Raw genomic sequence first — 24,483 nt, 5'->3', positions numbered from 1 at the left:
CCCACCAAACCGCGCCTTCCACAAGGAACTCAACGCTTTGGAATGATCTAATGTAAATCATTCACGCCACATCCACTCTGCTTTCAAATTTCAAAGAATGATGCTGCCGATGTCACGCTTTGCCATCAAATTCCACTGCACAATCGCCGGCCTTCGGCCTGTTCGAACTGCAAGCATTCTCGTCATTCTGGCATTGTCCTCCATCGCAGCAGCATCTGATCTTCCACCCGAGAAATTCAGGCACTTTGAGAATGTGATCCGGCCGCTCCTCGCCGAACACTGTTTTCAATGCCACGGCCCGGACGCTCAAAAAGGGGGATTGCGACTGGATAGTCGCGGCCACATGCTTCTCGGTGGTGACTCAGGAGCATCAATCGTCCCCGACCATGCCGAAGAAAGCCTGATCGTTGAAGCGATACGCTTCGAATCTTTCGAGATGCCCCCTTCTGGAAAGCTCACCCAAGACAAGATCGATGTCATTGTCGCGTGGATCAACGATGGCGCATACTGGCCGGGGGATGATGGCAAAGTCGCTGTGCGGAAGAATCGGGAACAGTTCTCGGAGGACGATCGAAAATGGTGGGCCATTCAACCGCTCGCTGCCCCTCAGATTCCAACCGACGCTGATGAATCGTGGTGCCGCAACGAAATCGACTCGTTCATTTCCCAGAAACAGCAGCAGAACAATCTCACACCCGCTCCAGAAGCAGACCGCCGCACTCTGATTCGTCGAGTCTACCAAGATCTCATCGGACTCCCCCCTTCAGCGGATGAAATTCGGACATTTGTCGCCGACGAAGCCCCTGACGCTTATGAACGGCTGATCGACCATCTGCTCGCACGCCCCGAATACGGCGAGCGTTGGGGACGGCACTGGCTAGATCTCGTTCGCTACTCCGACTCCGATGGCTATCGAGCAGACGGTTTTCGCCCACAGGCGTGGCGTTATCGTGACTACGTCGTCAGTTCGTTCAACTCAGACAAACCGTACGATCAGTTCATTCAAGAGCAGATTGCAGGGGATGAAATGTTCCCCGGAAACCCGGATGCGCTCACCGCGACCGGTTACCTGCGGCAAGGAATTTACGAGTACAACGCCCGAGATGTTCGCGGACAATGGACCGGGATTTTGAACGAAATTACTGACGTCACCAGCGACGTTTTCCTCGGGCTTGGATTGCAGTGCGCTCGCTGCCATGACCACAAATTCGATCCCCTCCTCCAAACCGATTACTACCGGTTGCGAGCCTTCTTCGAGCCAATCCTTCCACAGGACTCCCTCCCGGCAGCCACAGCTGCTGAATGCGAGGAATACGCGAAGAAACTCCAAGAGTACGAAGAGAAAACCGTCGACTTGCGATCGCAACTTGAGGCTCTGGAAAAAGTCTACAAGGACGCCGGAGAAGAGTTGGCAGTTGGACGCTTTCCGGATGACATTCAGGAGATGATCCGAAAGGCGCCCGAAGCACGCACCCCTGAAGAAACTCAACTTGTCGCACTCGCATGGAGACAAGTCTATTTCGAACACGATGGCATCGACGGCAAGATGAAGGGAGAGCAGAAGGAGAAAATCCTCGAACTGCGTCGGCAACTCGCTCAATTCGCTGCCGACAAGCCAGCCCCTCTCCCCTTGCCGATGACGGTCACCGATGTCGGACCTGAAAGTGCTCCAACGATCGTTCCGAAAAAAGGGACGATTGTTCCTCCGGGATTCCCAACAATTCTCGCGAACTTCCCAGCGGAAATCGAATCCCTCCCAATTCCGAACTCCACCGGCCGCCGCACCACACTGGCCAAATGGATGACTCAGCGTGACAATCCGCTCACGGCCCGTGTCATCGTGAACCGTGTCTGGCAGTATCATTTCGGCCGCGGACTTGCAGAAAACAGCAGTGATTTTGGTCGTCTGGGAGCGCCACCTTCGCATCCTGAACTTCTCGATTGGCTGACAATCAGCTTTCTGGATGGTGGGTGGAGATTCAAATCGCTTCACAAACAGATCCTGACGTCAGCGACTTACCGTCAGGCAGCCAACCATCCTGACCGAGACTCGCATCATGTCACCGACCCTCTCAACCTGTTCCTCTGGCATGCTCCGACACGACGACTGGATGCTGAGCAAATTCGTGATTCGATTCTGGCCGTGACCGGTCAATTGCGATGGAACCAAGGTGGCCCCGGAGCACTCCCGGATCAGCCGGTCCGATCGATTTACACTCGCTACATGCGAAACAGCCGTGATCCTCTTCTGGACGCGTTCGATCTGCCGCAGTTCTTCTCGAGCGCCAGTAGCCGCGACACCACGACATCGCCGATTCAGTCGCTGCTGCTCATCAACAGCCAGGTGATGATTCGTCATGCAGACGTGCTGGCCAAGCGTGTTCTTTCCGAAACGGAGGAAGTCAATCCAGAGATTCACCACCTCATCGACAGGCTCTGGTGGACAGTCTTTGGCCGTTCCCCGACAGATCGGGAAGTTCAGGCAGCGAGACAATTCATCGAAACGCAGACTTCAGAAGCAGCGAATGAATCTCAGATCGCCATCGAAACGCAGACAGGAAAAATGCCATATCGCGATGGTCAGGCGATTGTACTGCACAGCGAACAGAGGATCACCCCTCTGTCCATTACCACGGATTCCCGGATGAACCTCGATGACTTAACTATCGAGTCCTACTTTCAACTGCGGTCTATTTACGACTCAGGCAAGGTTCGCACAATCGCAGCCAAATGGAAAAATGGAGACCAAGGAGGATGGGCATTCGGGGTGACAGGCAAAGGATCGCGACGAAAACCGCAGACGCTGGTCCTGCAAATGTTTGGTCGCAATAGCTCCGGAAAGATTCACGAAGCTGCGATTTTCTCTGATCAGCACATTGACATCAACAAGCCTTACTTCGCTGCCGTCAGCATCAAGATGGGAACAGCGACGGCCCCCGGGACGGCGACATTCTACCTCAAGGACCTCTCTAACGATGATGAGCCTCTGAACATCGCAGAAGTTCAGCACGACATCATCGGCGGTCTGGAGAACAATCAACCATTCACGTTGGGGATGAGATTCCCCGATGAGCAATTCGATGGCCTGATTGACGACGTTCGCCTGTCAAAAGGGACGCTGTCGCTACACAGACTCCTCCTCACATCGGAGGAGTCATTCGACGATACGATTGGCTACTGGAAGTTCGATCCCAGTCCTGGAATTTATCAGGACTCATCCGCCAGTGGCCTGAACATTGATTCAGACGCGAAGAGTCGCCGAGTTCAGGATGCTCGAGTGTCAGCATTTCGTGATCTTTGCCACATCCTGCTGAACTCCAACGAATTTCTTTACGTAGATTAGGGAACGCGAATGTTTACACCGCACATCCACCTGCCAACATCCCGACGTGAATTCCTCACACGAAGTGGTGCAGGATTTGGCGCGGTGGCACTGTCCGGATTGCTGGCAAACGAGGGAGTCAGCCTCGCTCAGGAAAAATCAATCCTTTCTGCCGCGGGACGAGCAATTCCACATTTCCCTGCAACAGCAAAGAACGTCATCTTTCTGTTCATGGAAGGTGGCCCCAGCCACATCGACACGTTCGATCCCAAGCCGCTCCTGAATGATCTTGATGGACAACAACTTCCCGAGAGCTTCGGAAAAGTAATTCTCGCGATGGGAGAAGGAAAGGCCCCGCTGATGGGGTCACCCCGAACGTGGAAGCAACACGGCGAAGCAGGAACATGGGTCTCTGAATGGCTGCCAGAAATCGCCACGTGTGTCGATGACATCGCCGTTCTTCGCTCCTGCTGGCAGGATGGCATCAACCATTCCGCAGGCGTTTGCCAGATGAATACCTGCTCGATCCTCGGTGGACGCCCATCACTGGGGAGCTGGGTCAGCTATGGACTTGGCAGTGAAAACTCGAACCTTCCCGCCTATGTGGTCCTGCAGGATAACCGCTCATCCGTGACCAACGGTCCACGAAACTGGAGCGCGGGCTTCATGCCAGCGGTCTATCAAGGGGTTCATCTTTCAGAAGGATCACAGCCGATCCCGAATCTCAACACACCCGAAGGAATCTCGCACTCGCGACAACTCGCCAAGCTGGATTTACTGAACACTCTCAACAAGGATTACGCTGAAGCTCACTCTGACCAATCTGAACTTGATGCCCGACTTCGTAGCTATGAGCTCGCATTCCGCATGCAGGCACAGGCTCCAGAGGCAGTCGATCTGACAAAAGAGTCTGAATCGACGATGCAACTTTATGGCATCGACAAAAAGGAAACCGAAGTCTACGGACGAATGTGCCTTCTCTCTCGAAGGCTGGTGGAGCGTGGAGTACGCTTCGTTCAGCTCTATCATGGAGCCGGCAGTAAATGGGATGCCCATGCTGGACTGGAAACGAATCATTCCAGACTGTGCAAAGCAATGGACCTCCCCGTCGCCGGTCTTTTAAGAGACCTGAAGCAACGAGGACTTCTGGATGAAACATTGGTCATCTGGGGCGGTGAATTCGGGCGAACTCCGATGTCGGAACAAGGAAACGGCCGGGATCACAACCCGACAGGTTTCACGATGTGGATGGCTGGAGGAGGCGTGAAGGGGGGCCAGACCCTTGGAACCACCGATGAACTCGGCCTGCGAGCGGTCGAAGATCGATTGCACGTCCACGACTTGCACGCATCGATCCTCCATCTCCTCGGCCTCTCAAACATGGATCTGACTTATTTGCACAAAGGGCGGCCCGAACGCCCCACAGTGAATGAAGGCTCATTCTTCAAGAAACTCGTTACGGGCTGATAGCTGGCGAACACATGTCAGAGCGACTCATTGATATCACGACTGACGAAATCCAAACCGTGGATCTAATCCGGTTTGTGACGACGCCACAGGCTGGAGCAGTGATTCTATTTTTGGGGACGGTCCGCGAACTGACACAGGGCCGCAGGACACTGGCGCTCGACTACGAAGCCTACCCCGAAATGGCGGTCAAGGTGATGAGCAAAATCGCAGACGAAGCCTGCGCTCAATGGCCCGTCTCTCGCCTGGCGATGGTCCACAGGCTCGGCCGATTGGAACTGACCGAAACAAGCGTCGCAATCGCTGTGAGTTCTCCTCATCGTCAAGATGCCTACGCAGCGAGCCAGTACCTCATTGATGAACTCAAAAAACGAGTCCCTGTCTGGAAGAAGGAAAACTGGGATGATGGATCGACAGAATGGATCCACCCAGAACCGTCACCAGCGATCACTTTCAAGCAGTGATACCGAAATAATCTCTATGAGACGATCGCGTGCACGGCAGCCGAGCACTGCACCTGAAACAACCTCAGCCACGTCGAAACCGGCGACATCGGCGACTCAGCCTACCGGGCCAAAGTCGGAAGAATCTCCCCTTCACTCTTCGCTTCTGCCGCTAAGGCGGGGACATCTTCCACTGCCACGGTCATCCAGTTATCGACCAGCGTGATCCCCGTGATTCGCACGGTGAAACAACTTTGATCCTGTGATCGATTCAGGTCGTATTGAGCGTTGAATGAATAATCATTCAGCCGACTCTCGATCATCTGCTCTACAATCGCTGCACTGGCCTCTCCCAGCCGTCCTTCTTCGTTGTCATTTACGGGGAAGATGCCGCGTGACTGAGAATCGAAATGCAACTTCCCATTGTCGACGAGCGGAACAATTCCAATCTTGATGATCTGAGGCGGTAGATCCGAACCAATCACGGGACGAATCACCGCTTTAATACTCAGAACGATTTCTCCTTGATCAAACACAGCCGTCAATGGCTCGTCCTGATCCAGAATGACCGTATAAAGGTTTGGCTTGGCATCCGAATCAATATTCAGGTTGCCGCTTAGCAACGGGGAAATCTGAGAATCAGGAATCACACGCCCATTGAGATTGAATCGTTCCGATAGATTCTTAACCAATGACGCATTAATCATTAAACAAGCACGGTTCCTCAATGAGGTGCCATCCAGTGAATACTGCCCTGCAGGGATCACGGGCTGGTCACTTGTATTGGAGTGAGCTGCAAATCCAATCAGGCGACTTGTTCCCAGTTTCGTCGTCGCTCGTGGCGTCGGACCTGAACCAGTGAGATTCGCGCCACTGGCAGTTGTCGAGGGGAGAAACTCCACCCCTACCAGGACAGCATCTCCCGTTGTCATCGGCGAAACCTTGCTTGGAAGCAGGTTCGAACGAGTGAGATAATCCCGAAAACTTCCGTGCAGCGACTCGTTCAGCCCCTTCAGCGATTCATCCAGTCTGGAATTGAATGTCGGCGCGATCTGTTGAGTGACTCGATGAGCCGCAAAGTTCTCCGACATCGGCTTTTGCTGCTCAGCAACATTCAACGCAATGTTGTTCGCCAATGGGCCGAGTAAAGGAATATTGCTGACCGGAGTTGCTGCTCCCAGATTTCGTTGGTTAATCGAAATCGACGCGGAGGGACTCCAAGTCGTGAACGTGCCTCCATTGAACTCGACCTGCTTGGTCATTTCGAAGAAAAACACTCCAGCCGAACGGACTGCTGACTGACGCACTTGTGCGACGGTGTCGTTTTCGGTTTGCCCCTTCAGCACAACCAACATCCGGGCTGCGTTTTGATCGGCCAGAAAATCCACGGTCGTCTGAGCATTGGTTTTCTGGACCCCAGAAAGCTGAGCCCCCATGACAAAGTCCTGAAACGGTCCTTCTTCGACGGTGCGGCTCCCAATATACCGGCTGGCAAAATCTTCTCCGACAACCATGCACACTTCGTGTCGTGAAGCCAGATCAATCAATGCCTGCTGAGTAGAAAGAGTCGGACGATTCACCTGTACCGGCACTGGCACCGGTGTGACGACAACCGGTTGGCCGAACTGATTGGCAGGTTGCCTTGGTAGAAACAGCTGGGCGTCTGCGGTCGAAATTTCGCCCAAAGTGGTGAATGCAACAGATGCCGCGATTACAGCGAGCCTCTTTCCTTGAACGCGACTCATCACCGAAAATCGGGGAGCACACTGACGCTTTGCGATAAACTTCCAGATGGTTCGCAAATTTGATTTCATCGTCATGTTCCACCTCAACTCTGCCAATACGAATAATACTGCGGCAGGACACTCAAGTTTACCCCCACGAACAATTCATTACGCCACTCTTTTTTGAAATCTCAGATCTAATCCCATTCGAGACAACCGGTAAATCTTGTTTTAAGAGTTAGTGAAACCGATCCCCAAAGGAGAATCTTGTTGCCTAGGGGCGATTTACCACCTATCTCAATGAATAAGGAATTTGCTTGACCACTCCAACCAATTCAATTGGCATGAAAATCCCGAAATCCGTTGAGTATCTGGTACTTGCAGCTGCCATCGCCTTGGTCGTCGTAGGTGTTCTCGTTTTCGACCGGAGTGAAAATGATGCGGCAGATCCCCAAGCACTCGCTCTCGACTCGCCAACATCGCTCTACGAAGCAAAAACTGCGCCGCAGACAAATGAAATCACATCCAATACCGATCTAAAGGTAAATCAACCTAGCACTTCCGACGACGAGGACGATTCCCCGCCAGTTCCGCAGCGTCCGATTCCCGCTCCGTATGAGAAAGGAGTGATTCATCTCGGGCCTGGTGCTTCACTCGGTGGGTTTCAAGTGTTCCCGGAAGATGACCCTTGGAATCAACGCATCGATGACCGACCTGTTGACCCATTGTCACAAGTGTTGATCGATCGCATTGGGCGTGAAAAGCCGCTTTATGGCGATTTCGGTTCCGGCTACTGGAACGACGCACCAATGGGAATTCCGTACGTCGTTGTCGATGGAAATGTCGAGCCTAAACCAGTCCGATACACAGCCTACGGAGACGAGAGTGACCCCGGCCCCTACCCCCTTCCTCCTGATGCTCCGATCGAAGGAGATCCCAACGTCGATGGCGACCGTCACGTCATCGTGATCGATCGCGATCAACTTAAACTCTACGAACTCTTTCGGGCCTTTCCGATCGCGAGTGGACAACTCTGGCGGGCAGAATCAGGTGCGATTTTCAGCCTAAAAACCAACACTCAACGGCCGATCGGCTGGACGAGTGCCGACGCCGCGGGGCTCCCGATTTTCCCAGGACTTGTCCGATATGACGAAGCCGTAGAACAAGGTGAGATCAAACACGCGCTCAGATTCACTGTTCAACGAACACGTAAGGCATATGTCCCACCCGCCAGCCACTGGGCCAGCAAGCATAAAGATCTCGATCTACCACCGATGGGGATGCGGGTCAGACTGAAGAACGATTTTGACATCTCCCCATTTCCGCCAGAAGTTCAGGTGATCCTGACAGCCTTAAAGCGGTACGGAATGATCCTCGCCGACAACGGCAGCGACTGGTTCATTTCAGGAGCCCCTGATCCTCGCTGGAATGACGAGAATCTCCGAACGTTGAAGAAGCTCAAAGGATCAGATCTGGAAGTCATTCTAATGGAAGACCTGGTCGAAGAAGAATAGTCATCGGGTTTGAAGATCATGCAATCAATACGAGCAAGATTTACCAACGCCAGACCACTCTCCTTCCTTTAAGTCAGCTCAATCTGAAATCGGCCTGCGAGAATTCTCATTCAACCATGCAGTCAGATCCGCCGCGACTTCTGTTTTCGCCCCGTTCCACTTGCAAACGGTTTCGCTTTGCGAATTGATAAACTCGACTTCATTGAAGTCTGAACCTATCGCAGAGGGCGCGTTCAGAACAATCCAGTCACAGTTCTTACGACGCAGCTTTTGCAGCGCATTCTCACGCGGATTCTGTGCTTCAAGTGCGAAGCCGACGACCCAGCGATGGTCTTTCATCCGCCCTAGCTCAGCCAGCACATCGTCGGTCTCAATCATCTCCAGAGTGACCGGCCCTCCAGATTTCTTCAACTTCCCTGTAATCCGTTCCTTCGGCTTGTAATCGCACACTGCTGCACTCGCGATGACGCCGTCGCACGAAGTGAATAGGCTGATAGCCGCCTCCCGCATATCCGACGTCGTGACGACTGAATGAAACTCGCAGCCCGCCGGAGGAGTGAGCTCAACCGGTCCGCTGACGAGAACAACTTCCCAACCGAGCTCAATGCCAGCGGCAGCGATAGCGTATCCCATCCGCCCACTGCTGGCGTTTGAGAGATAACGGACATCGTCGAGATACTCACGGGTCGGACCAGCCGTCACAAGGACACGCATTTGGGCTTCCAAATCATCAAATAAAGCAAGCGGACTCTACTGAACTCACCGAGCCGGTGGAGTATGACCGATCTCTGCCATAAAGAACTTCATGTCTTCCCAGACCGGCTTTCTGGCCGCCGGATTCCGCAGCAGGTACGAAGGATGGTAGGTGCAGAGCACTCTCGCACGACCGTACTGATAAAACTTCTGCCGCATCTTACCGATCGAATCTTTGGTGCGTAACAGATTCTGCGATGCGCATGATCCCCAGCAAATGATGTAGTCCGGATCGACAATCGCAATCTGTCCATCGAGATACTCCCGACAGTGATTCGCCTCTGTCTCCGTGGGTAAACGGTTTTCCGGAGGACGACAACGCAGGATGTTGCAGATGTAGATTTCGCTCCGGGTCCAACCGCAGGCTTCGATGATCTTTGTCAGAAGCTGACCCGCTTTCCCGACGAACGGCTCCCCTGTCTTGTCCTCGTCCGCTCCTGGCGCTTCACCGATGAACATGATACGGGCAAGTGCATCGCCCACACCAAAGACAGTTTGAGTTCGAGTTCGAGCCAGCGTCGGACATTTGGTGCAGCCAGCGACGCATGCTTGTAGCTGCGCCAACTTGGTTTCTCTGACCGCGAGAGTGTCGAGATTTTTCTCGACGTTTAATGCCGCAGCATGCACGGGTGCTATAGGCTGAGGAGCAGATTCACGCCTGACAGGGGCCTGAAAGGAGCGAACGGGCCGATTCTCCTGCTGTGGCGGACGCTCCTGAGTCCTGTCTGAAAGATTCTCCTTCGCCACGCGTGGAGGAAGTTCGATATGAGGCAGATGCGTCAGTCCAGCGTACTGCAGATCCTTCAGGATCTGCCGAGCTGCGCGAATCAAATCACTCATAATCTATCCCCACTCAACACATTAGCGAGAATCGACTGTTTCACCGCAAAATGCCCTTCGGATTCTAACCAGCGTCCTCAAACAGGAACAGACGCCCGCAACACTTTCATGCTGCACGGCGTCTGTTCAATGAAATCTGATCCGTTATCAGAATCGGACGAAAATTAATCCGGGAGCTTCTTCACGCGGATGTTCTTGATGTAAACCTTGCTGCCGGGATCGTGGGCTTGCAAAGCGAAGGTTCCCTCGTGGAGATATCGCCCTGGGAAACCGGCGTCCGCCTGATAGCCTTCAGGCTCGGTCCACTCAGTTGCAACGCGGTTATCAACCTTGATCACAACTTTCTTTCCATCCACTGTGACATCCTGAGTCCACCAGGTGTTGTCTGGAATCAGAGTCAGATGCTGATCTTTGACGGAATACAAGCTCCCCGTTTTTCGAGGATCGGAGTTGTACGTGTTGTTTACCTGAGTTTCGAATCCGTTGATGGGCCAGCCATCGTCCTGGAATTTCGTGTGGAAGTAGATTCCGCCGTTGCTGTTCGGGCCAGCTTTCACGTCGACTCGCAGAATGAAGTTTTTGAATGGAGCATGTTCTCCGACATAGAACATGTGTGCGCGATCGCCATTCACGACAATCTCGCCATCTTTGATGCTGAAACTTTCTGGAGACTCATTGATCTTCCAATTGTCGAACGATTTTCCGTCCCAGATCGTGACAAAGCCCTCTTCTTCATCATCCAGATAGGCGACAGACTGACGAACATGGGCGAGGCACAGTTCCAGATCCGACAGCGGATTCTTGGGGTTTTCTTCGTATTCGATCGACAGATTGCGATCGTACTTGATGTCCCGCAACGCACGAAGGAATCCAACGACGTTCAAATCCCCTTCACCGAGAATTGTGAACTGCTTGCCTGTTGGCTTTCCTTGCTCATCGCGAATGGTCCGTACATCTTTCAGATGAACGCCAAAGACACGTGCCCCCAGCTTGTGAGCCACTTCAACTGGGTCTTCATCGCTTCGCAGGTAATGGCCTGTATCGACGCATGCACCGATCAGCGGATGGCGCCCTTCAACGACCTTCAACACGTCGTCAACTTTGTCATAGCGGTGACCAGGTCCGTGATTGTGGATCGCAATCGGAATCTGGTATTCCTCAACCAACTTGTCGAGCAGGTCGAATGTCACCTGATCAGGGTTCGGGTCGGCAGAGATGGAGCTAAGTCCCATTGCTTTGGCGAAATCGAAGATTTCACGAGCCTTCGCTTCATTTCCGTCAAAGCCAACGACTCCGTATGAAACGAGAGAAACGCTCGACTTCGACAGCTTTTCCTTTTGCTCTGCGATGTAAGCAGGAACAGTGCTGATGGGGATGTGTCCGGGGAACCCTTCCCAGAAGTGCAGGCCGAGCTTTTCGGTGTGCTTCAGGGCTTCCTCTTCGCTAAACTCACGCAGGCTATAGCTTTGCAGCCCGATCTTGAATCCACCGTATGGATCTTTCTGTGGCTCTTCAGCCTTTAAGAACTGAGGCAGTGCCAGTGTTCCGATCGCGAGTGCAGCAGCGGAAATCCGCAGAAACAAGCGACGACTAAGTGTGGGGGACGGAGGAAGTTTTTTCATGGTCGAGCTCTCTCGGCAATTGGTCCGAAATCCTTGAAGGATTCCGAGTATGGACAAAGCACACCACAAGATTCAAGCGTCCAAACATATGACGAACGGCTTAATCGCTCTTTTCGTTAAGTTTCTCACGGTCCCCGCCGATGCATGAGTGAAGGGGTGAGGTTGGGCGCCCACGCTTACGTCAACTCGACAACACCAACTGACCAAAAGTCAACTTGACGACAACTGCAATCTCAGTCGTCACGAGACAGGAGCCCAGTCGAATGCAGAGTATCCGACCAGTATACTGGTTCTGCTTCGCTGCGATCTGCCTGACGGGATCACTGGCAGCGATGTGGCCTCTCGCCAGTCGCCTCATGCAGAACACATCTTTTCCCTCCTCCTCTCCGGACTCAGTACAGGTGGAGGAGACGTTCTACAGCCGACTTACCCCAACGCCTTCTTCAAGTTTACTTCTCGACGAACCAGCCGAGACCTCCGAAACGCTCCGACGGTTTCACCCTTTCGAAACGACAGAAAAACCAGTCCGCATTCAGGAACCCGCCACGTTTAAACATCGAGATGCGAAGCCCATTGAGGGGTCAGGCGGTCAGCAGCAACTCGGCGCGATCAAGCAGACCGGATTTCTGGAACAAAACCCGCAACCAGTGCACGCTCCAGTATGGCTCTCGGAAAGCATCGAACCTGAAGAATAAGCGACGTATCCGGATCTCAGCGGCACAACGAAACCAAATCAGCAAAACGAACTATGTACGAAGCCCACTGGAAACTGAGCACCCGACCGTTTGATGACGGCGCCCTGCCTGAATTTTACTACCCCAGCCAGCTGCACCAGACTGCGTTGCTCAAGCTCCGCTATCTCATCGAACAGCGTAAAGGACTGGGCGTGATTGCGGGCGAGCATGGAGTCGGGAAATCGTTCCTCACCCATGTCCTCGAATCCGAACTGGCTGTTCAATCCAATCCTCAGTTTCTCAGGCTGTCATTTCCTCAGCTGAGCCCCACTGCGATTCTGGCCTATTTCGCAAGCCGTCTTGGAAGCGATGTCAACGCTCGCGACCCCGAAGACGTTATTCTTCGAGGGCTCGAAACGCAGCTAGAACTGCTCCAGAAGCAGGGCCAGCATGTTGTCTTCGTGATTGACGATGCTCATCTGCTGGAGAACCAGCAAATCAACACGTTAAGACTCCTCCTGAACCTGAGGGAAGATCGACGATCCGACTTCTCAATGATCCTCGCTGGGCGTACAGAACTCCTCAGCCGACTTCAAAGAGTCGCAGCCATTGACCAACGCGTCTCGGTCCGCACTGCTCTAGAACCGCTCACCGCTCAGGAAGTCTCTGAATACGTTCAACATAGACTCCATGTCGCGGGAAGAACCGAGCCAATCTTCGACTCAAAAGCTAATCAATCGCTGTGGGAACTGACTCAGGGAGTTCCGAGAAGAATCAATCAACTTTGCGACCTCTCACTTCTCGTCGGATTCGTGGATGAACTCAAAAGCATTCACCGAGTTGAAATCGAAGCCGCAGCTGAAGAACTCATTTCCGTAGCTGCCTAATACCTCCAGACTTCCAATTGAAGCGGCATCAGATCGAATGAACGGGGCATCTCCCGCAGACTCTCGGTGGGTTTTCCCTCATTCAATTTGTCCCGATCAATTAAAGCCCCAGAGAGCTTCCTCGTGCGATCCCTGCAAGTCTGAAACCGCTCCAGAAAACTCCTGTTGTCAAAATTGCACACCCCTGATACGTTCGACTCAGTTCTGACGGAGTCGGAACAAAATTGGGGGCAACACCACAGGGGGCATCACGATGCCTCATGGATTTTGAAACAGAGTGGTTGCGACCTTGCCTGTGAGATCGACGTCATTTGGCGTGATCCACCGGATTGACGGCAAGATTTCCGCACGGAGGCGATTCAATGGGTCAAGCTACCCGTATTCTGCTGGCGTCAGAACTGACGATCCACGTTCCGTTGGATCCCATCAGCAACCTACCGGAATTGTTCCGGAAAATCGCATATCAGGCACGTGAACTCACCGCGATTAAAATTTTCGACTCAGCCATCGCTCATCAAGTCGATTTTCTGATCCTCAGCGGCACAATTGCAGACTTCGATTCGGAACCAAGGCTCGCCTGCTTTCTGACAGAACAGTTCAAACGTCTCCACAACGCAGGCGTTCAAATCGGTTGGGCTGCCAATCATTTCGGTTGCCTTCCGGAATGGGCGATCGACCCTGATCACGTCATCAAGATCATACAGGGAGAACGTACTCCCCTCAGATCGATTCGAACTGGAAGAGTGCTGTCCGTTTCGACGGTCTCGCTCAATGATCCATCAAATATCCAAATTCGAAGTTCGGCTTCTCCCGAAATCGTCCTCGCTTCAGGTCAAGGCCAGCAGTTCGTACATGCGTTCTCCACTGACGACTCGCAGTCGACTTCTTTTAAAATGCTCCCGGTTCAGCACAATGGAATGAATTCCTTTGAACCGACAGGAATGCTTCTTCTGGAACTCCATGCAGAAGAGAAGCTCGTCTGCAAGATCCTGCCAACATCGACAGTCGATTGGCGAGAAGAGGCGATCGAGATCTCTCCAACAACGACTCGAAAATCGCTTCTCCAATCAATCGCTGAGAGCATTCGTGCGCTCCAACGAAGTACATCTTCTAGGATTGTCGCTGTCGACTGGAAACTGACCGGAACAGGTCCACTGTGGAATGATCTGCTCCTCGGCTCCTCCCCGGAATCGCTCCTCGATGAGATACGGGCGAAGAACGTCGCACTCGATCGTGTGTGGAACCGCAGTCTGATCTGGATCCCAGCGCCAGAACAGGAACAGGAGTGGTCTCACTCTCGAGCAGTCCGAATTGCGTTGCGAGAGGCGGAGAATCTGTCAACGGACGATTGCAATGCCGCTGCACTGCAATTTCAGTCAACGAACGTGGAAGCCGCCATCCGCGCGTACACGCCTAGCTCCTTCCAACAAAGTCGCGTCCGAATCGTCAAAGAACTTTCGGACAGCTTCACAATCAAAACATAATCCGCGGGACGCCTCTGCTCTCATTTTTCGTCGATTCCAAGGAATTCTGATGTATCTGCAAGAAATTAATGTCAGTGGGTTTGGGATTCTGTCCCATTGCCAGATCTCGAATCTTTCGCCGAACCTCAATGTCATTTACGGAACAAACGGTTCTGGAAAAACGACCATTGTCAATTTCCTGCGTGGAGTTCTGTGCGGCTTCGACGACGCTCGACAGGTCAAACTTCTCCCTCCTGTAAAAAGCGATTTAGCGGGAGGAAGCCTGACGCTGAAGAATAGTTCTGGCCGATTCGAAGTGATTCGTCGACCGCGAGCGGACCAATCCGACACGCTGGCGATCTCGCTCCTGGAAGGGACCGCGAACGATGTCGCTTCGGTGCGTGCTGCCATCGAAAAAATGCCAGAACATCGCTTCTCCATGCTGTACGCAGCGATCGGCTACAAAGCACACGACCTCTCGGGGTTAGTTCAGTTCGCCCACGATGAGGCAATCGATCTTTCCAGCCGCACAAACGGTGGGGAATGGATCAGTGAAAAGCTGCACAAACTCGAATCTGAAAAATCCCAACTGCACGAGCCAGCCTCTCAAAGCAGCCCGATCCATGCACTCGAGGAACAAAAAGAACGAATCAAAGACGAGTTGGCAGCGGCACGGTTAGCACAGCGAAAGCAACTCCTTCAATGGCAACTTGATCTGCAAACGTTACGAGACCAGATTGATGAGCTCACAACTCTGGGACCTTGGCAGGACCAGGAGCTGCACGCGGTGGAATGCGACCTTTCCGAAACTCAGGATCGGTTGTGGAGCACCCGTGAACATCTCATCGAAGAAACAGAGATCATTCAAGTTCCTGTCGCGATTCCGGCTGTGGACTGGACTGCCCCGATTAAAGCGATCGATGGTGAGATTGCCCATATCCAGCAAGTTCTACGAGATTTGGCTGCGTCCCGAATGTCTCTGTCCGTCACAAAAGCGGACCACGCCGGCAGCGAAATCCCGGACTTGTTCAGTCTGTTGGAGCGTCAACGCGATTCCATCTCTCAGATCGAAAATCAAACAACGCAAATTTCAACGATCCTCGCCAATCTTCAGGCAGCCTCCGAATGTCGCTGTGAGACACTCCCTGAGCAACTTCAAACGCACATCGAACAGATCCGGGAACAGGTCTGGCTGATCTGTCAGGAACTGGGACGCCAACAGACTGCTCATCAGCAAACGCTTCTCGAAACTCAACGAGAAGGTGTCGACCGTTGCGAACACGAGCTCACACGCCAGATTCAACGTCTGCGTGCCCGCCGTGACGAGTTGATGCGAAAAGGAGAGCGAACTCACGGTGATCGAGTCCACCTGAGACACTTGCACGACGCCAACGGTTGTCGCTGTGAAGGTCACGAGTCTGCATCAACTCAACACGCAGTTCCAGTTTCATCCCATTCCACAGCTGAGAAGACCGTCACCCACACACGAACGGTTCAGGTGTCCAGTGCGCGCCCGGGTGACGTGGAATTGGAATCGTACCTCATCAACCGCCGGCACTACTGGCGTGCTCAGCGGGCAACGACAACGCGACAATTACTGGCAGCCCGGACTGAACTTCAGCAACTGATACTGGCTGCGCGCGAATTTTCCTGCGATCACACCACTCAGACGCTGCATAACGAATACGTGGCGATCGAGCAGAAGATCTCTGATACTCGCGAACAATGGCAATCACTGTCACTGTTGCAAACGGTGCTGAAGCGAACGCAGAAGCACCTGAATGCGGAAATCGTTTCGCCAGTCGTCGCAGAGGCTTCTCGACTATTGAACCTGATTACCGTCGGTCGTCATCCAAGGATGAAGTGGAACGCCGCCAAAGATGAACTCCTGATTGTTGATGCCAACAACGAGGCATTGCCAGCGACCGCCCTGAGCCGCGGAACTCTGGAACAATCAGTCCTGTGCTTCCGCTTAGCACTGTGCCGAGAATTCCAGCGACGCGGGACAGAGTGGCCACTCATTCTCGATGACGTGCTGACCGACAGCGATGAAGGTCGACTTCAGGCAGCCGCAGAGGTCCTGATAGAGTTCGCAGAAACGCATCAGATCCTGCTGCTCTCCTGCCAGGAACATCTCGTAAAGTTTTTCAAAGAAGCGGGAGCAAATCTTGTTCAACTGACGAAATCTCCGGGACTGGCATCAAGAACATTGTCCCCGGTCGTCAACACATCCAGCTCCCCAGCAACGGTCACAGAAGGCTTCTCGTCTCCCCCTCAAGCAACCACTTCGAGGCCCGTTCTGAATCAGACTGAAGATTCACATTGGCTTCAGGTGGCGAGCCCGATCAGTTCAGTTCCTTCACTTGGGGAACAAATGTCGAGGCGCCTCGGAGCCCTCGGCGTCCGCAGCGTGAGTGAACTGGTAGAACTCGATCCAGAAAAAGTGGAGATGCCGCTCGACAGTCTACAGATTGCCGTGGCCACGCTCCGCAACTGGCAGAACGAAGCACGCCTTCTCTGCTGCGTTCCTACCCTCACAGGACGCGATGCCCAAATGCTGGCGTCCTGTGGAATCTCGACTCCAGAAGAACTGGCGGCTTGTGACGCGAACGCACTTTATGACCTGATTGCCGATCTGCGATCACGTCACGCAACGGATTACACGATGTCCTGGTTGATCCGCACGGAGTGGCCAACACTTCTGCACATTGAACAATGGATTACGGCTGCCAAGTCGGCACGAACCTGGGTCGACGCCTGTAACTGGTCAGCCGGCCGCAAAGTGCAATTGAAAGATTCGGCTGGTCGTGGAAAACCGCGAGCGATCTCAACGCCATGCCTGTCAGATCCGACAACTCGGGTCCACTTACACACTCACGAGAACGACGAAGAACTGCCGTCTGAAAACTCGAAGGAGTGGAAGTTCTACTTGCATCAGGACAGTCCCATCGTGGACGCTCCGTCTATCGGTCCTCGAATGGCTGAACGCCTCAACGCGATCGGAATTGAAACAGTTTCGGACCTTCTGAGCCAGATTCCAGCAGACGTTTCGCACCGATTGAAGCGTCGGGAAGTGACACCAGAGACTGTACTCGCATGGCAGCAGCAAGCGAATCTCGTCTGCTCTGTCCCTCAGTTGCGCGGTCACGATGCTCAGGTCCTCGTCGCTTGCCGAATCGTCGCTCCGGAAGCGCTTGCTTCGATGTCTGCAAACAAGCTCTTCGCGATCGTCAGTCCATTTGTGAACTCACGTGAAGGAGCGCGACTGCTTCGCTCTTCCCGCGTTCCGGATTTGGAAGAAGTGACCGACTGGATTCACTTCGCACAACATGCCCGGCCACTGAAGGCCGCGTGAATACCGACGGAATCGATCCGCGGAAATAGGTGTCCAGTTCGCTCGCGACAACGCGTTTTAGCGACTTCAATCAGGGTGATCTCGAATTCGGGATCACCCTGATTTCGTTGCTGCGGACCCGAGATTCGCCGGAATCCTATATGGGTTCAACAATTCCGACAGATCAGCGACATCGAGTCATCCTTCCGCTCCGCGCCCAGCCAGAAACGCGTCATTTTGCCGCTGGGCACCCCCATTCTCCCTGCGAGCCCCACTCATAGAATTGAGGCAAACCGAAACGTACCAACCACCTTCTCTGAGGACGCGAAAATGGAGAACACTCGACATCCTCCGATCGATGAAACCGACATCCTCGACGCGTACTCACAAGCAGTCGTAAACGTTGTCGAATTGGTTTCACCGGCAGTAATCAGTATTCGGAATCCCGTCAACGAACCTCAGACTGGGATCGGATCTGGATTCGTCATTACTTCCGACGGCTTCGCAATCACCAACAGTCACGTGGTGCACGGTCGTCAAAAACTACTCGCAGAAACGTGTGATGGAGATCGCATCGACGTGACTGTCATTGGTGACGATCCTTCTACTGACATCGCACTCATCCGACTCGCAACCGGGGACCTGCCGACGTCGAAACTCGGTAATTCAGATGCTCTCCGGGTCGGCCAACTTGTCATCGCGATGGGAACTCCGCTCGGTTTGCAGTCGACGGTATCAACCGGAGTCGTCAGCTCACTTCGACGAAGCCTCAGGGGCGTCGATGGTCGCCTGATGGAGAACATCATTCAACATGCTGCTCCAATCAACCCCGGAAATTCAGGAGGGCCTCTGGTCGACTCACGGGGCCGGATCGTTGGCGTAAACACTGCGATCATTGCAAATGCGCAGGGACTCGGATTTGCGATTCCGAGCAACACGGCCACATGGGTGACTCAGGAAATTCTGACTAACGGCACAGTACGACGTCGACAACTGGGGATCATGGGGACCATTCGTCGCATCACTGATGAAGTGATCCGCGATCTTGATCTTCTGGTCTCTCACGGAGTTGAAGTGGTCGAGCTTTCACCGAATGGCGCAGCAGGGCTCTCCGGAATTCAACCCGGCGACGTCATTGTCAGCATGAACGATCGTGTCATCAGTCATATCGACGACATGCACCGATTGCTCTCGCTGTTTCCAGCGACAATGCCACTGCAACTCGAAGTCATTCGGGATGAAGAACTCTTAGAGTTTTTCATTCCCGGAATGACTCAAAAGTAACTCGTTTACAAAAAAGGACCGCCAGACAATTTGCCTGGCGGTCCTCGCATTTCATCGAATCAGCGGAGATTACTGGATCTCTTTGATCTCAATATTGCGGAACTCAACTGGATCCTGGTGACCAGCAAATCCGAAGAATCCCTTCTTGAGATCCTTGCCTGGATGAGCCGAGTTCGCCATGAATTCAGTTACTGCACCGACGTCACCGTCAAGAATCACGTTTCCGTTGAGTTCGACAGTGATGTGTGTTCCTTTGACCGTCACGATCTGGTAGTTCCACTCACCGACATCACGCAGGTAACCGCGTGTCGCCGGAATCATTCCGTAAACGGAACCGTGGTACTGCCGAGCGTCGAGAGTGTTGTAAACTTCGTGCTCTGAATCCAGAACCTGCAGTTCGGTCATGCCGTCATATGCGGCGTTCCCCTGGCCTGGGTAACGAATTGCCAGACCGTTGTTGCCTGCTGGTGGAAGTTTGAATTCGAGTTGAACGACAAAGTCGCCGTACTCTTTTTCAGTGTGGAGCACACCGCCCGCACCGTGCTTACCGCGAATCGCCCCATCAACGACTTCGTAGGAATCTGTTCCGCCGGTCCAGCCAGTGAGGTCTTTTCCGTTGAACAAGCTTGTGAAGCCTTCGCCTGCGTCTTCAGCCAGGAACTTGTTGGCTTCAGCAACGGGAAGTTCACGAACGAAGATGTTCTTCCAGAAAATCTCGGAACCGTGGGTCTGAAGCTGAAGCTGACCAGCTTTGGGCAGCGGCAACGCACGATTGAAATAGTTCTCCATGATCGCGTGATCAACGACGAGTTTGCCGTTCAGCCAAACGCTGGTGCGGGAACCGACCTGAATGACTCGAACAGTATTCCACTCGCCCAATGGGCTGTCAGCCAAAACCAAAGGATCTTTACCTGGCTTGCCTGGGGAGTTGTTCCAGAGACCACCTGACCCCTTGGAACGATCTCGTCCGAGTTCTCCATCTTCAGTCTGAGTGTAATCCCAAATCTGAACCTGCGGTGTGTTTTTCAGATACAGACCGCTGTCACCCTTCGGGAAGGTGCGGTAATCGACGAGGAGTTCGTAATCGCCGAACGATTCATCTGTTGTCAGGTACACACCGTGACCGTCGTTAACGATGGAATCGCCTTCCACCTTCCAGTGCAATGGAATGTCGTCATTCCATTCCTTCAACAGCTTGGCCCGATCTTCTTCACTTGCAGCAGCAAGATCGGCGGGGTTGTAGTGTGGCATCCCATGCCATCCGGAGAAATCTTTCCCGTTAAAGAGGCTGCGGAATCCTTCGGGCGCGACGTTGTCGCCACCGAAACTGACGCGGCAAAGCGCTACCGCCAAGAACAGGAGTGATGCGGAAATTCTCAAAGCTTGTCTCCAAATTCACGAAATATCACTGAACTTTCAACATAAACGCAGAATACAAAACCCCATTTCAAATTGCGATTCCGGGCTTCGGCAATCTTTGCCGAACATCTTTCGAAATTGTTATTGTGTTGATCCACGATTCTCATTTATGCTCCCCCGCATCCCGAACGAGCCCAGTCTTCAAATAAATTCTACTGGATTCGACGTGTTTGGGATGCCTTTACTCGAGTCGACAGCACGAAGCATTTCTTCCTTTCGGGGTCAATCCCGATTCGAAGCGACACGAGATTAGTGGCTTAGGTTTGGCATGGAAGGTCCTCACCATGGGCGCGAAAATCGCCAGTTTTCTGGCTACACTGTTGCTCTCGATCCCACTCGCTGCAATCGGCTTAATGGCGATCTTTGGGATCCCGCAGTTGGTTCCGGCCAACGGCGCGCAATCGTCCACCAGAGACAACGTCATGAGAAACGTCCAAGACGCTTTCAACTGGACGCAAAGCCCGCAAAGTGACGCACCACAACACATTACAGAGAACCAAGAGGACGCTCCGCTCCACAAGTCTGGCCATCGGAACAACTCAGACGCATTTCCACCCTCGAACTCCCGCAACCTGTTCGAGACATCATCCCGTCAGGAAAGCAGCAATTCTCCATTCGAAGAGAGCGCAGCAGCGTGGGAAAATCAACGCCCTCAAGTCGCAACTGCATCCGCTTCAAACTCAAGCCCATTCGCAAATGAGTCCCGTCAACCATTCGCGATGTCCAGCGACTCAAGCTCCAAGAACAGTTCACCGATTTCAAACAACAACTCACCATTTTCGACCAGCAGCAAGATTGAAACTTCTCGCAACGATTCACTCGAAGCGGGCAGTCCCCTCCTCACGTGGCGACAGGCATCGCTGCGACTGTCTGAACTGGGAGTAAAAAACTTCCATTTGGAAAAAGGTGTTGGAGAAGGATCATTCCTCTTTGTCTGCGTCTTCTCGCCTGGTGATGCACCGCACATTGTTCATCGATTTGAATCTGAAGCAGAGGATCCACTCCTCGCTGTGAATCAGACACTTCAACAAGTCGATAAATGGATGCGGACCCGCTACGCCGCGTCGAACTTTCCTTCTCGAAGCAGCAACCTGACTCTCACTGCAGGTTCCCAGTCACGATGAAGCCGTTCCGTTTCGGTACAGGATTCCGACCGAGCCCCCGATCAACATCTGGCAGCCCTCAGACGTCAAACGGTCTTGGCTGGAAGTGGAATCAACTCCTCAGTAGAACTCGTCAATCGAAGTCCACTTCGGTTGAGTCCGCTGGAACGCAGTTCGTACGACATCCGAAGATGGCCCGCCTTGAAGCGGCTTTATTTGTTGCGGAGAGCGCCGTCTCAGCAAAAAAACTTGCTCAGATCGCCACACTCTCGGACGCCCGGGAAGCACAGGAACTCATCGAACAACTCAATGCCTGTTACGATGCGGAACGTTCGCCATTTCGTATTGAACCAGTCGCAGGTGGATACCAGTTTCTCACGCTGAGTACACTCTCTCCCTGGCTGGATCGAGTCCATCGTCGCCAGTCCAGACTCAAACTCTCAGCACCGATGATCGAGACTCTGGCGATCATTTCATACAAGCAACCGTGTACGCGAGCGGATGTCGAAGCAGTTCGCGGCGTTCAATCCGCCGAAATCATCAAGCAGCTGATGGAAAAGAACCTCGTCCGGGTTACAGGGGAAGACACCTCTCTGGGCCGCCCCTATCTTTACGGGACAACTCGACTCTTTCTGGAGACCTTCGGGTTCACAAGCCTGGATGAACTGCCAATGGCCGAGCAACTCCGTCGCCCGGGAGTCAAAGTCGGAAACAACGCTTCCGACGAGCAATCTGCCGCCGCCTAGTCGCTGCCACTGGGGATTGGGGAGTTCGATTGCGAATAAGCACCTGCCTCAGGGGTATGTCGCGGCGAATGGTGGCAAAAGCTCGTTCAAACGCTCCGGTTGATCGCACTGGTTCTGCCGTGACACCATACGGACACGTTCTCTTTGAGTCGATGACAGATGCAGCGTTGCATTCCTACGCTCGACCAGAAAAACTGCAGCTCTATCCCAGATCAGCACTTCGCACAGCCACCCAGACGGAGCGAAACTTGTCCACCCTGCCCCCTTGCCCCCAATGTCAGTCCGAATACACCTACGAAGATCGCAATCTGTTTGTCTGCCCTGAATGCGGACACGAGTGGAACGAGTCGAGTTCTCCAGCGGAAGAGAGCGAACGAGTCTGGAAGGATTCCAACGGAACCGTACTGGCAAACGGTGACACCGTCCTAGTCATCAAAGACCTCAAAGTCAAAGGGGCATCGTCCACGCTGAAATCCGGAACAAAAGTGAAAAACATCCGGCTGATTGAAGGCGACCATGACATTGACTGCAAGATCGATGGATTCGGAGCAATGCAGTTGAAATCGGAATTCGTTCGCAAGGTCTGAGCAGCGTGGTTCAGGTCAAAGTCGTCTCTGCCCTGACCTGCCTTTTCCCAGCTCGAGTGCCAACTTCCCCTCAGGGGAAACAGTTGACGCTCGCGAGAAGTGTCTAGGAGCGGTCACCTTGCCCTGATTCAATTTGACCAATCGATAAAAAGGGCCGTAGACTGGAATCCGACATAATTCTATGGCAATTTCAATGAATTCTGGTTTCCTCCGACCAGAGAACACACGAGAATTTGAATTGAGGAGTTGTTTGTAAAAGTCCATTAAACAGTTCCCCTATTGCGTCACTCTTTCCGTTTCCGCTCACCCAAATCGAAAGCCGACCACCGATGTCTAGAGTCACTTTCGCGATGCTGGCCACGATCGCCAGCTTGCTCTGCTCCTCAACTGTTTTCGCCCAGAGTGGTGAGACCAGCCGGCACGAAGTACTCAATACCAACGACGGTTACGCAATCCACATCACGTACTACCCGTACGTCGAGACTCAGGATTCCGATGGTGGCGGTGCGAAGAACGCTCCGGTTGTCGTGATGGTCCCGGGTGACAATGAATCTCGACTGACATGGGACAAAAGTTCATCCCCAAGAGATAAAGACTCGTTCCCTGTAGTACTGCAAAAACGAGGCTACGCCGTGATTACCGTCGACCCACGCAAGCACGGTGAAAGCAGTTTGCAGGAAGGCGAGAAACTCACGCCGAACGATTATGCGGGAATTGCAGCGCTGGACCTCCTCGCAGTCAAAGCCTTCCTATACAAAGAGCATCAGGCTGAGCGACTGAATATGCGAAAGCTCGGCATCATCGGCTCTGGGACAGGTGGAACCGCCGCTACAGTGTTTACCGAGTTTGATTGGAGCCTCGCGCCACACGACGACGCACCGTCGCTTGCTGAACGAACACCGCGTGGGCAGGATGTGAAAGTCCTGATTCTCCTCTCCCCAGAGGCTTCGGCAGGACGACTCAAAGCAACGAACGCAATGCGAAGTCTTCGCAATCCTGTGTACGCCATTGCAGTTCAAATCATCGTCGGCGGAGATGACCAAAACGACAAGAAGATGGCTGAGTCGATCTTTCAGGCGTATTCCCCAAGCAAAACCAAAGAGGCCAATCCTCGCGCCGTTCTTCTGACTCCTCCGGTAAAGGACAAAGGAATCGCCCTCTTACGTCAACCTGCGCAGTATGTACAAGCATTCAAGTTTCTAGAGGATAATCTGAAACCCTTGCCAATCATGTGGCAGGACCGCCGAAGTCGTCTTGAACTGTAGAATTTTGCATTAACACGTCCCGCTGGTCGACTGTTC

At 53.2% G+C, this 24,483-nt stretch carries 18 protein-coding genes; 13 read left to right on the top strand and 5 right to left on the bottom strand.

Annotated features, from left to right (window positions below; all coding sequences use genetic code 11):
- The first annotated feature begins 109 nt into the window (after positions 1 to 109).
- Genes SH668x_RS05695 through SH668x_RS05685 form a run of 3 tightly spaced genes read left to right on the top strand, consistent with a single transcriptional unit; the run spans position 110 to position 5,253 of the window.
- Complete coding sequence (locus tag SH668x_RS05695; protein ID WP_437187732.1) at positions 110 to 3,343, top strand: DUF1549 domain-containing protein; 3,234 nt, start codon at positions 110 to 112, stop codon at positions 3,341 to 3,343.
- 9 nt (positions 3,344 to 3,352) lie between these two features.
- A complete protein-coding gene (locus SH668x_RS05690) occupies positions 3,353 to 4,789 on the top strand; it encodes a DUF1501 domain-containing protein (protein ID WP_437187731.1) in 1,437 nt (478 codons plus the stop codon).
- A 14-nt stretch (positions 4,790 to 4,803) separates the two neighbouring features.
- Positions 4,804 to 5,253, top strand: a complete 450-nt coding sequence (locus SH668x_RS05685; protein ID WP_437187730.1) for a molybdenum cofactor biosynthesis protein MoaE — start codon at positions 4,804 to 4,806, stop codon at positions 5,251 to 5,253.
- Between the two features lie 101 nt (positions 5,254 to 5,354).
- Here the strand turns inward: SH668x_RS05685 and SH668x_RS05680 are convergent, their stop codons facing one another.
- Positions 5,355 to 7,046, bottom strand: a complete 1,692-nt coding sequence (locus SH668x_RS05680; RefSeq protein ID WP_437187729.1) for a hypothetical protein — start codon at positions 7,044 to 7,046, stop codon at positions 5,355 to 5,357.
- Positions 7,047 to 7,273: 227 nt separating this feature from the next.
- Between SH668x_RS05680 and SH668x_RS05675 the strand changes: the two genes are divergently transcribed.
- Positions 7,274 to 8,470, top strand: coding sequence for a hypothetical protein (locus tag SH668x_RS05675; protein WP_437187728.1), 1,197 nt, complete (start codon positions 7,274 to 7,276; stop codon positions 8,468 to 8,470).
- Positions 8,471 to 8,548: 78 nt separating this feature from the next.
- Here the strand turns inward: SH668x_RS05675 and SH668x_RS05670 are convergent, their stop codons facing one another.
- The 3 genes from SH668x_RS05670 to SH668x_RS05660 all read right to left on the bottom strand — a co-directional run bounded on the left by SH668x_RS05670 (position 8,549) and on the right by SH668x_RS05660 (position 11,685).
- Positions 8,549 to 9,184: a phosphopantothenoylcysteine decarboxylase domain-containing protein gene (locus SH668x_RS05670; RefSeq protein ID WP_437187727.1), complete on the bottom strand. Its 636-nt coding sequence runs from the start codon at positions 9,182 to 9,184 to the stop codon at positions 8,549 to 8,551.
- A gap of 45 nt (positions 9,185 to 9,229) precedes the next feature.
- Entirely contained in the window at positions 9,230 to 10,063 is an 834-nt protein-coding gene (locus SH668x_RS05665) for a uracil-DNA glycosylase (protein WP_437187726.1), read from the bottom strand.
- 164 nt (positions 10,064 to 10,227) lie between these two features.
- Positions 10,228 to 11,685 carry a family 16 glycoside hydrolase gene (locus SH668x_RS05660; RefSeq protein WP_437187725.1) on the bottom strand — a complete coding sequence of 486 codons (1,458 nt, stop codon included), beginning with the start codon at positions 11,683 to 11,685 and terminating at the stop codon, positions 10,228 to 10,230.
- Between the two features lie 263 nt (positions 11,686 to 11,948).
- On the opposite strand from SH668x_RS05660, the gene SH668x_RS05655 reads away from it, so the two are divergent.
- The 5 genes from SH668x_RS05655 (at position 11,949) to SH668x_RS05635 (ending at position 19,327) form a co-directional block, all read left to right on the top strand.
- Positions 11,949 to 12,380, top strand: a complete 432-nt coding sequence (locus SH668x_RS05655) for a hypothetical protein (protein WP_437187724.1) — start codon at positions 11,949 to 11,951, stop codon at positions 12,378 to 12,380.
- A 53-nt stretch (positions 12,381 to 12,433) separates the two neighbouring features.
- Positions 12,434 to 13,246: an ExeA family protein gene (locus SH668x_RS05650; protein WP_437187723.1), complete on the top strand. Its 813-nt coding sequence runs from the start codon at positions 12,434 to 12,436 to the stop codon at positions 13,244 to 13,246.
- A 362-nt stretch (positions 13,247 to 13,608) separates the two neighbouring features.
- Positions 13,609 to 14,730 (top strand): hypothetical protein, encoded by a 1,122-nt coding sequence (locus SH668x_RS05645; protein ID WP_437187722.1) that lies wholly within the window; start codon positions 13,609 to 13,611, stop codon positions 14,728 to 14,730.
- A 49-nt stretch (positions 14,731 to 14,779) separates the two neighbouring features.
- Complete coding sequence (locus SH668x_RS05640) at positions 14,780 to 18,064, top strand: DUF4332 domain-containing protein (protein ID WP_437187721.1); 3,285 nt, start codon at positions 14,780 to 14,782, stop codon at positions 18,062 to 18,064.
- Between the two features lie 309 nt (positions 18,065 to 18,373).
- A complete protein-coding gene (locus tag SH668x_RS05635) occupies positions 18,374 to 19,327 on the top strand; it encodes a S1C family serine protease (RefSeq protein ID WP_437187720.1) in 954 nt (317 codons plus the stop codon).
- Between the two features lie 69 nt (positions 19,328 to 19,396).
- Here SH668x_RS05635 and SH668x_RS05630 read toward each other — a convergent pair whose 3' ends face one another.
- Positions 19,397 to 20,707 (bottom strand): 3-keto-disaccharide hydrolase, encoded by a 1,311-nt coding sequence (locus SH668x_RS05630; RefSeq protein WP_437187719.1) that lies wholly within the window; start codon positions 20,705 to 20,707, stop codon positions 19,397 to 19,399.
- Between the two features lie 323 nt (positions 20,708 to 21,030).
- Between SH668x_RS05630 and SH668x_RS05625 the strand changes: the two genes are divergently transcribed.
- The 4 genes from SH668x_RS05625 to SH668x_RS05610 all read left to right on the top strand — a co-directional run bounded on the left by SH668x_RS05625 (position 21,031) and on the right by SH668x_RS05610 (position 24,447).
- Entirely contained in the window at positions 21,031 to 21,870 is an 840-nt protein-coding gene (locus tag SH668x_RS05625) for a hypothetical protein (protein WP_437187718.1), read from the top strand.
- Entirely contained in the window at positions 21,867 to 22,595 is a 729-nt protein-coding gene (scpB, locus tag SH668x_RS05620; protein WP_437187717.1) for an SMC-Scp complex subunit ScpB, read from the top strand. The genes SH668x_RS05625 and scpB overlap by 4 nt, the downstream gene beginning before the upstream one ends.
- 248 nt (positions 22,596 to 22,843) lie before the next feature.
- Positions 22,844 to 23,182: a zinc ribbon domain-containing protein YjdM gene (locus tag SH668x_RS05615; protein WP_437188517.1), complete on the top strand. Its 339-nt coding sequence runs from the start codon at positions 22,844 to 22,846 to the stop codon at positions 23,180 to 23,182.
- 329 nt (positions 23,183 to 23,511) lie between these two features.
- A complete protein-coding gene (locus SH668x_RS05610; RefSeq protein ID WP_437187716.1) occupies positions 23,512 to 24,447 on the top strand; it encodes a hypothetical protein in 936 nt (311 codons plus the stop codon).
- Positions 24,448 to 24,483: the final 36 nt, after the last annotated feature.

The organism is Planctomicrobium mucosum (assembly GCF_051466335.1).
GTDB lineage: Bacteria > Planctomycetota > Planctomycetia > Planctomycetales > Planctomycetaceae > Planctomicrobium.
Note: the sequence above shows the minus strand (reverse complement) of the source record. Positions and strands in the feature narration are given on the sequence as shown.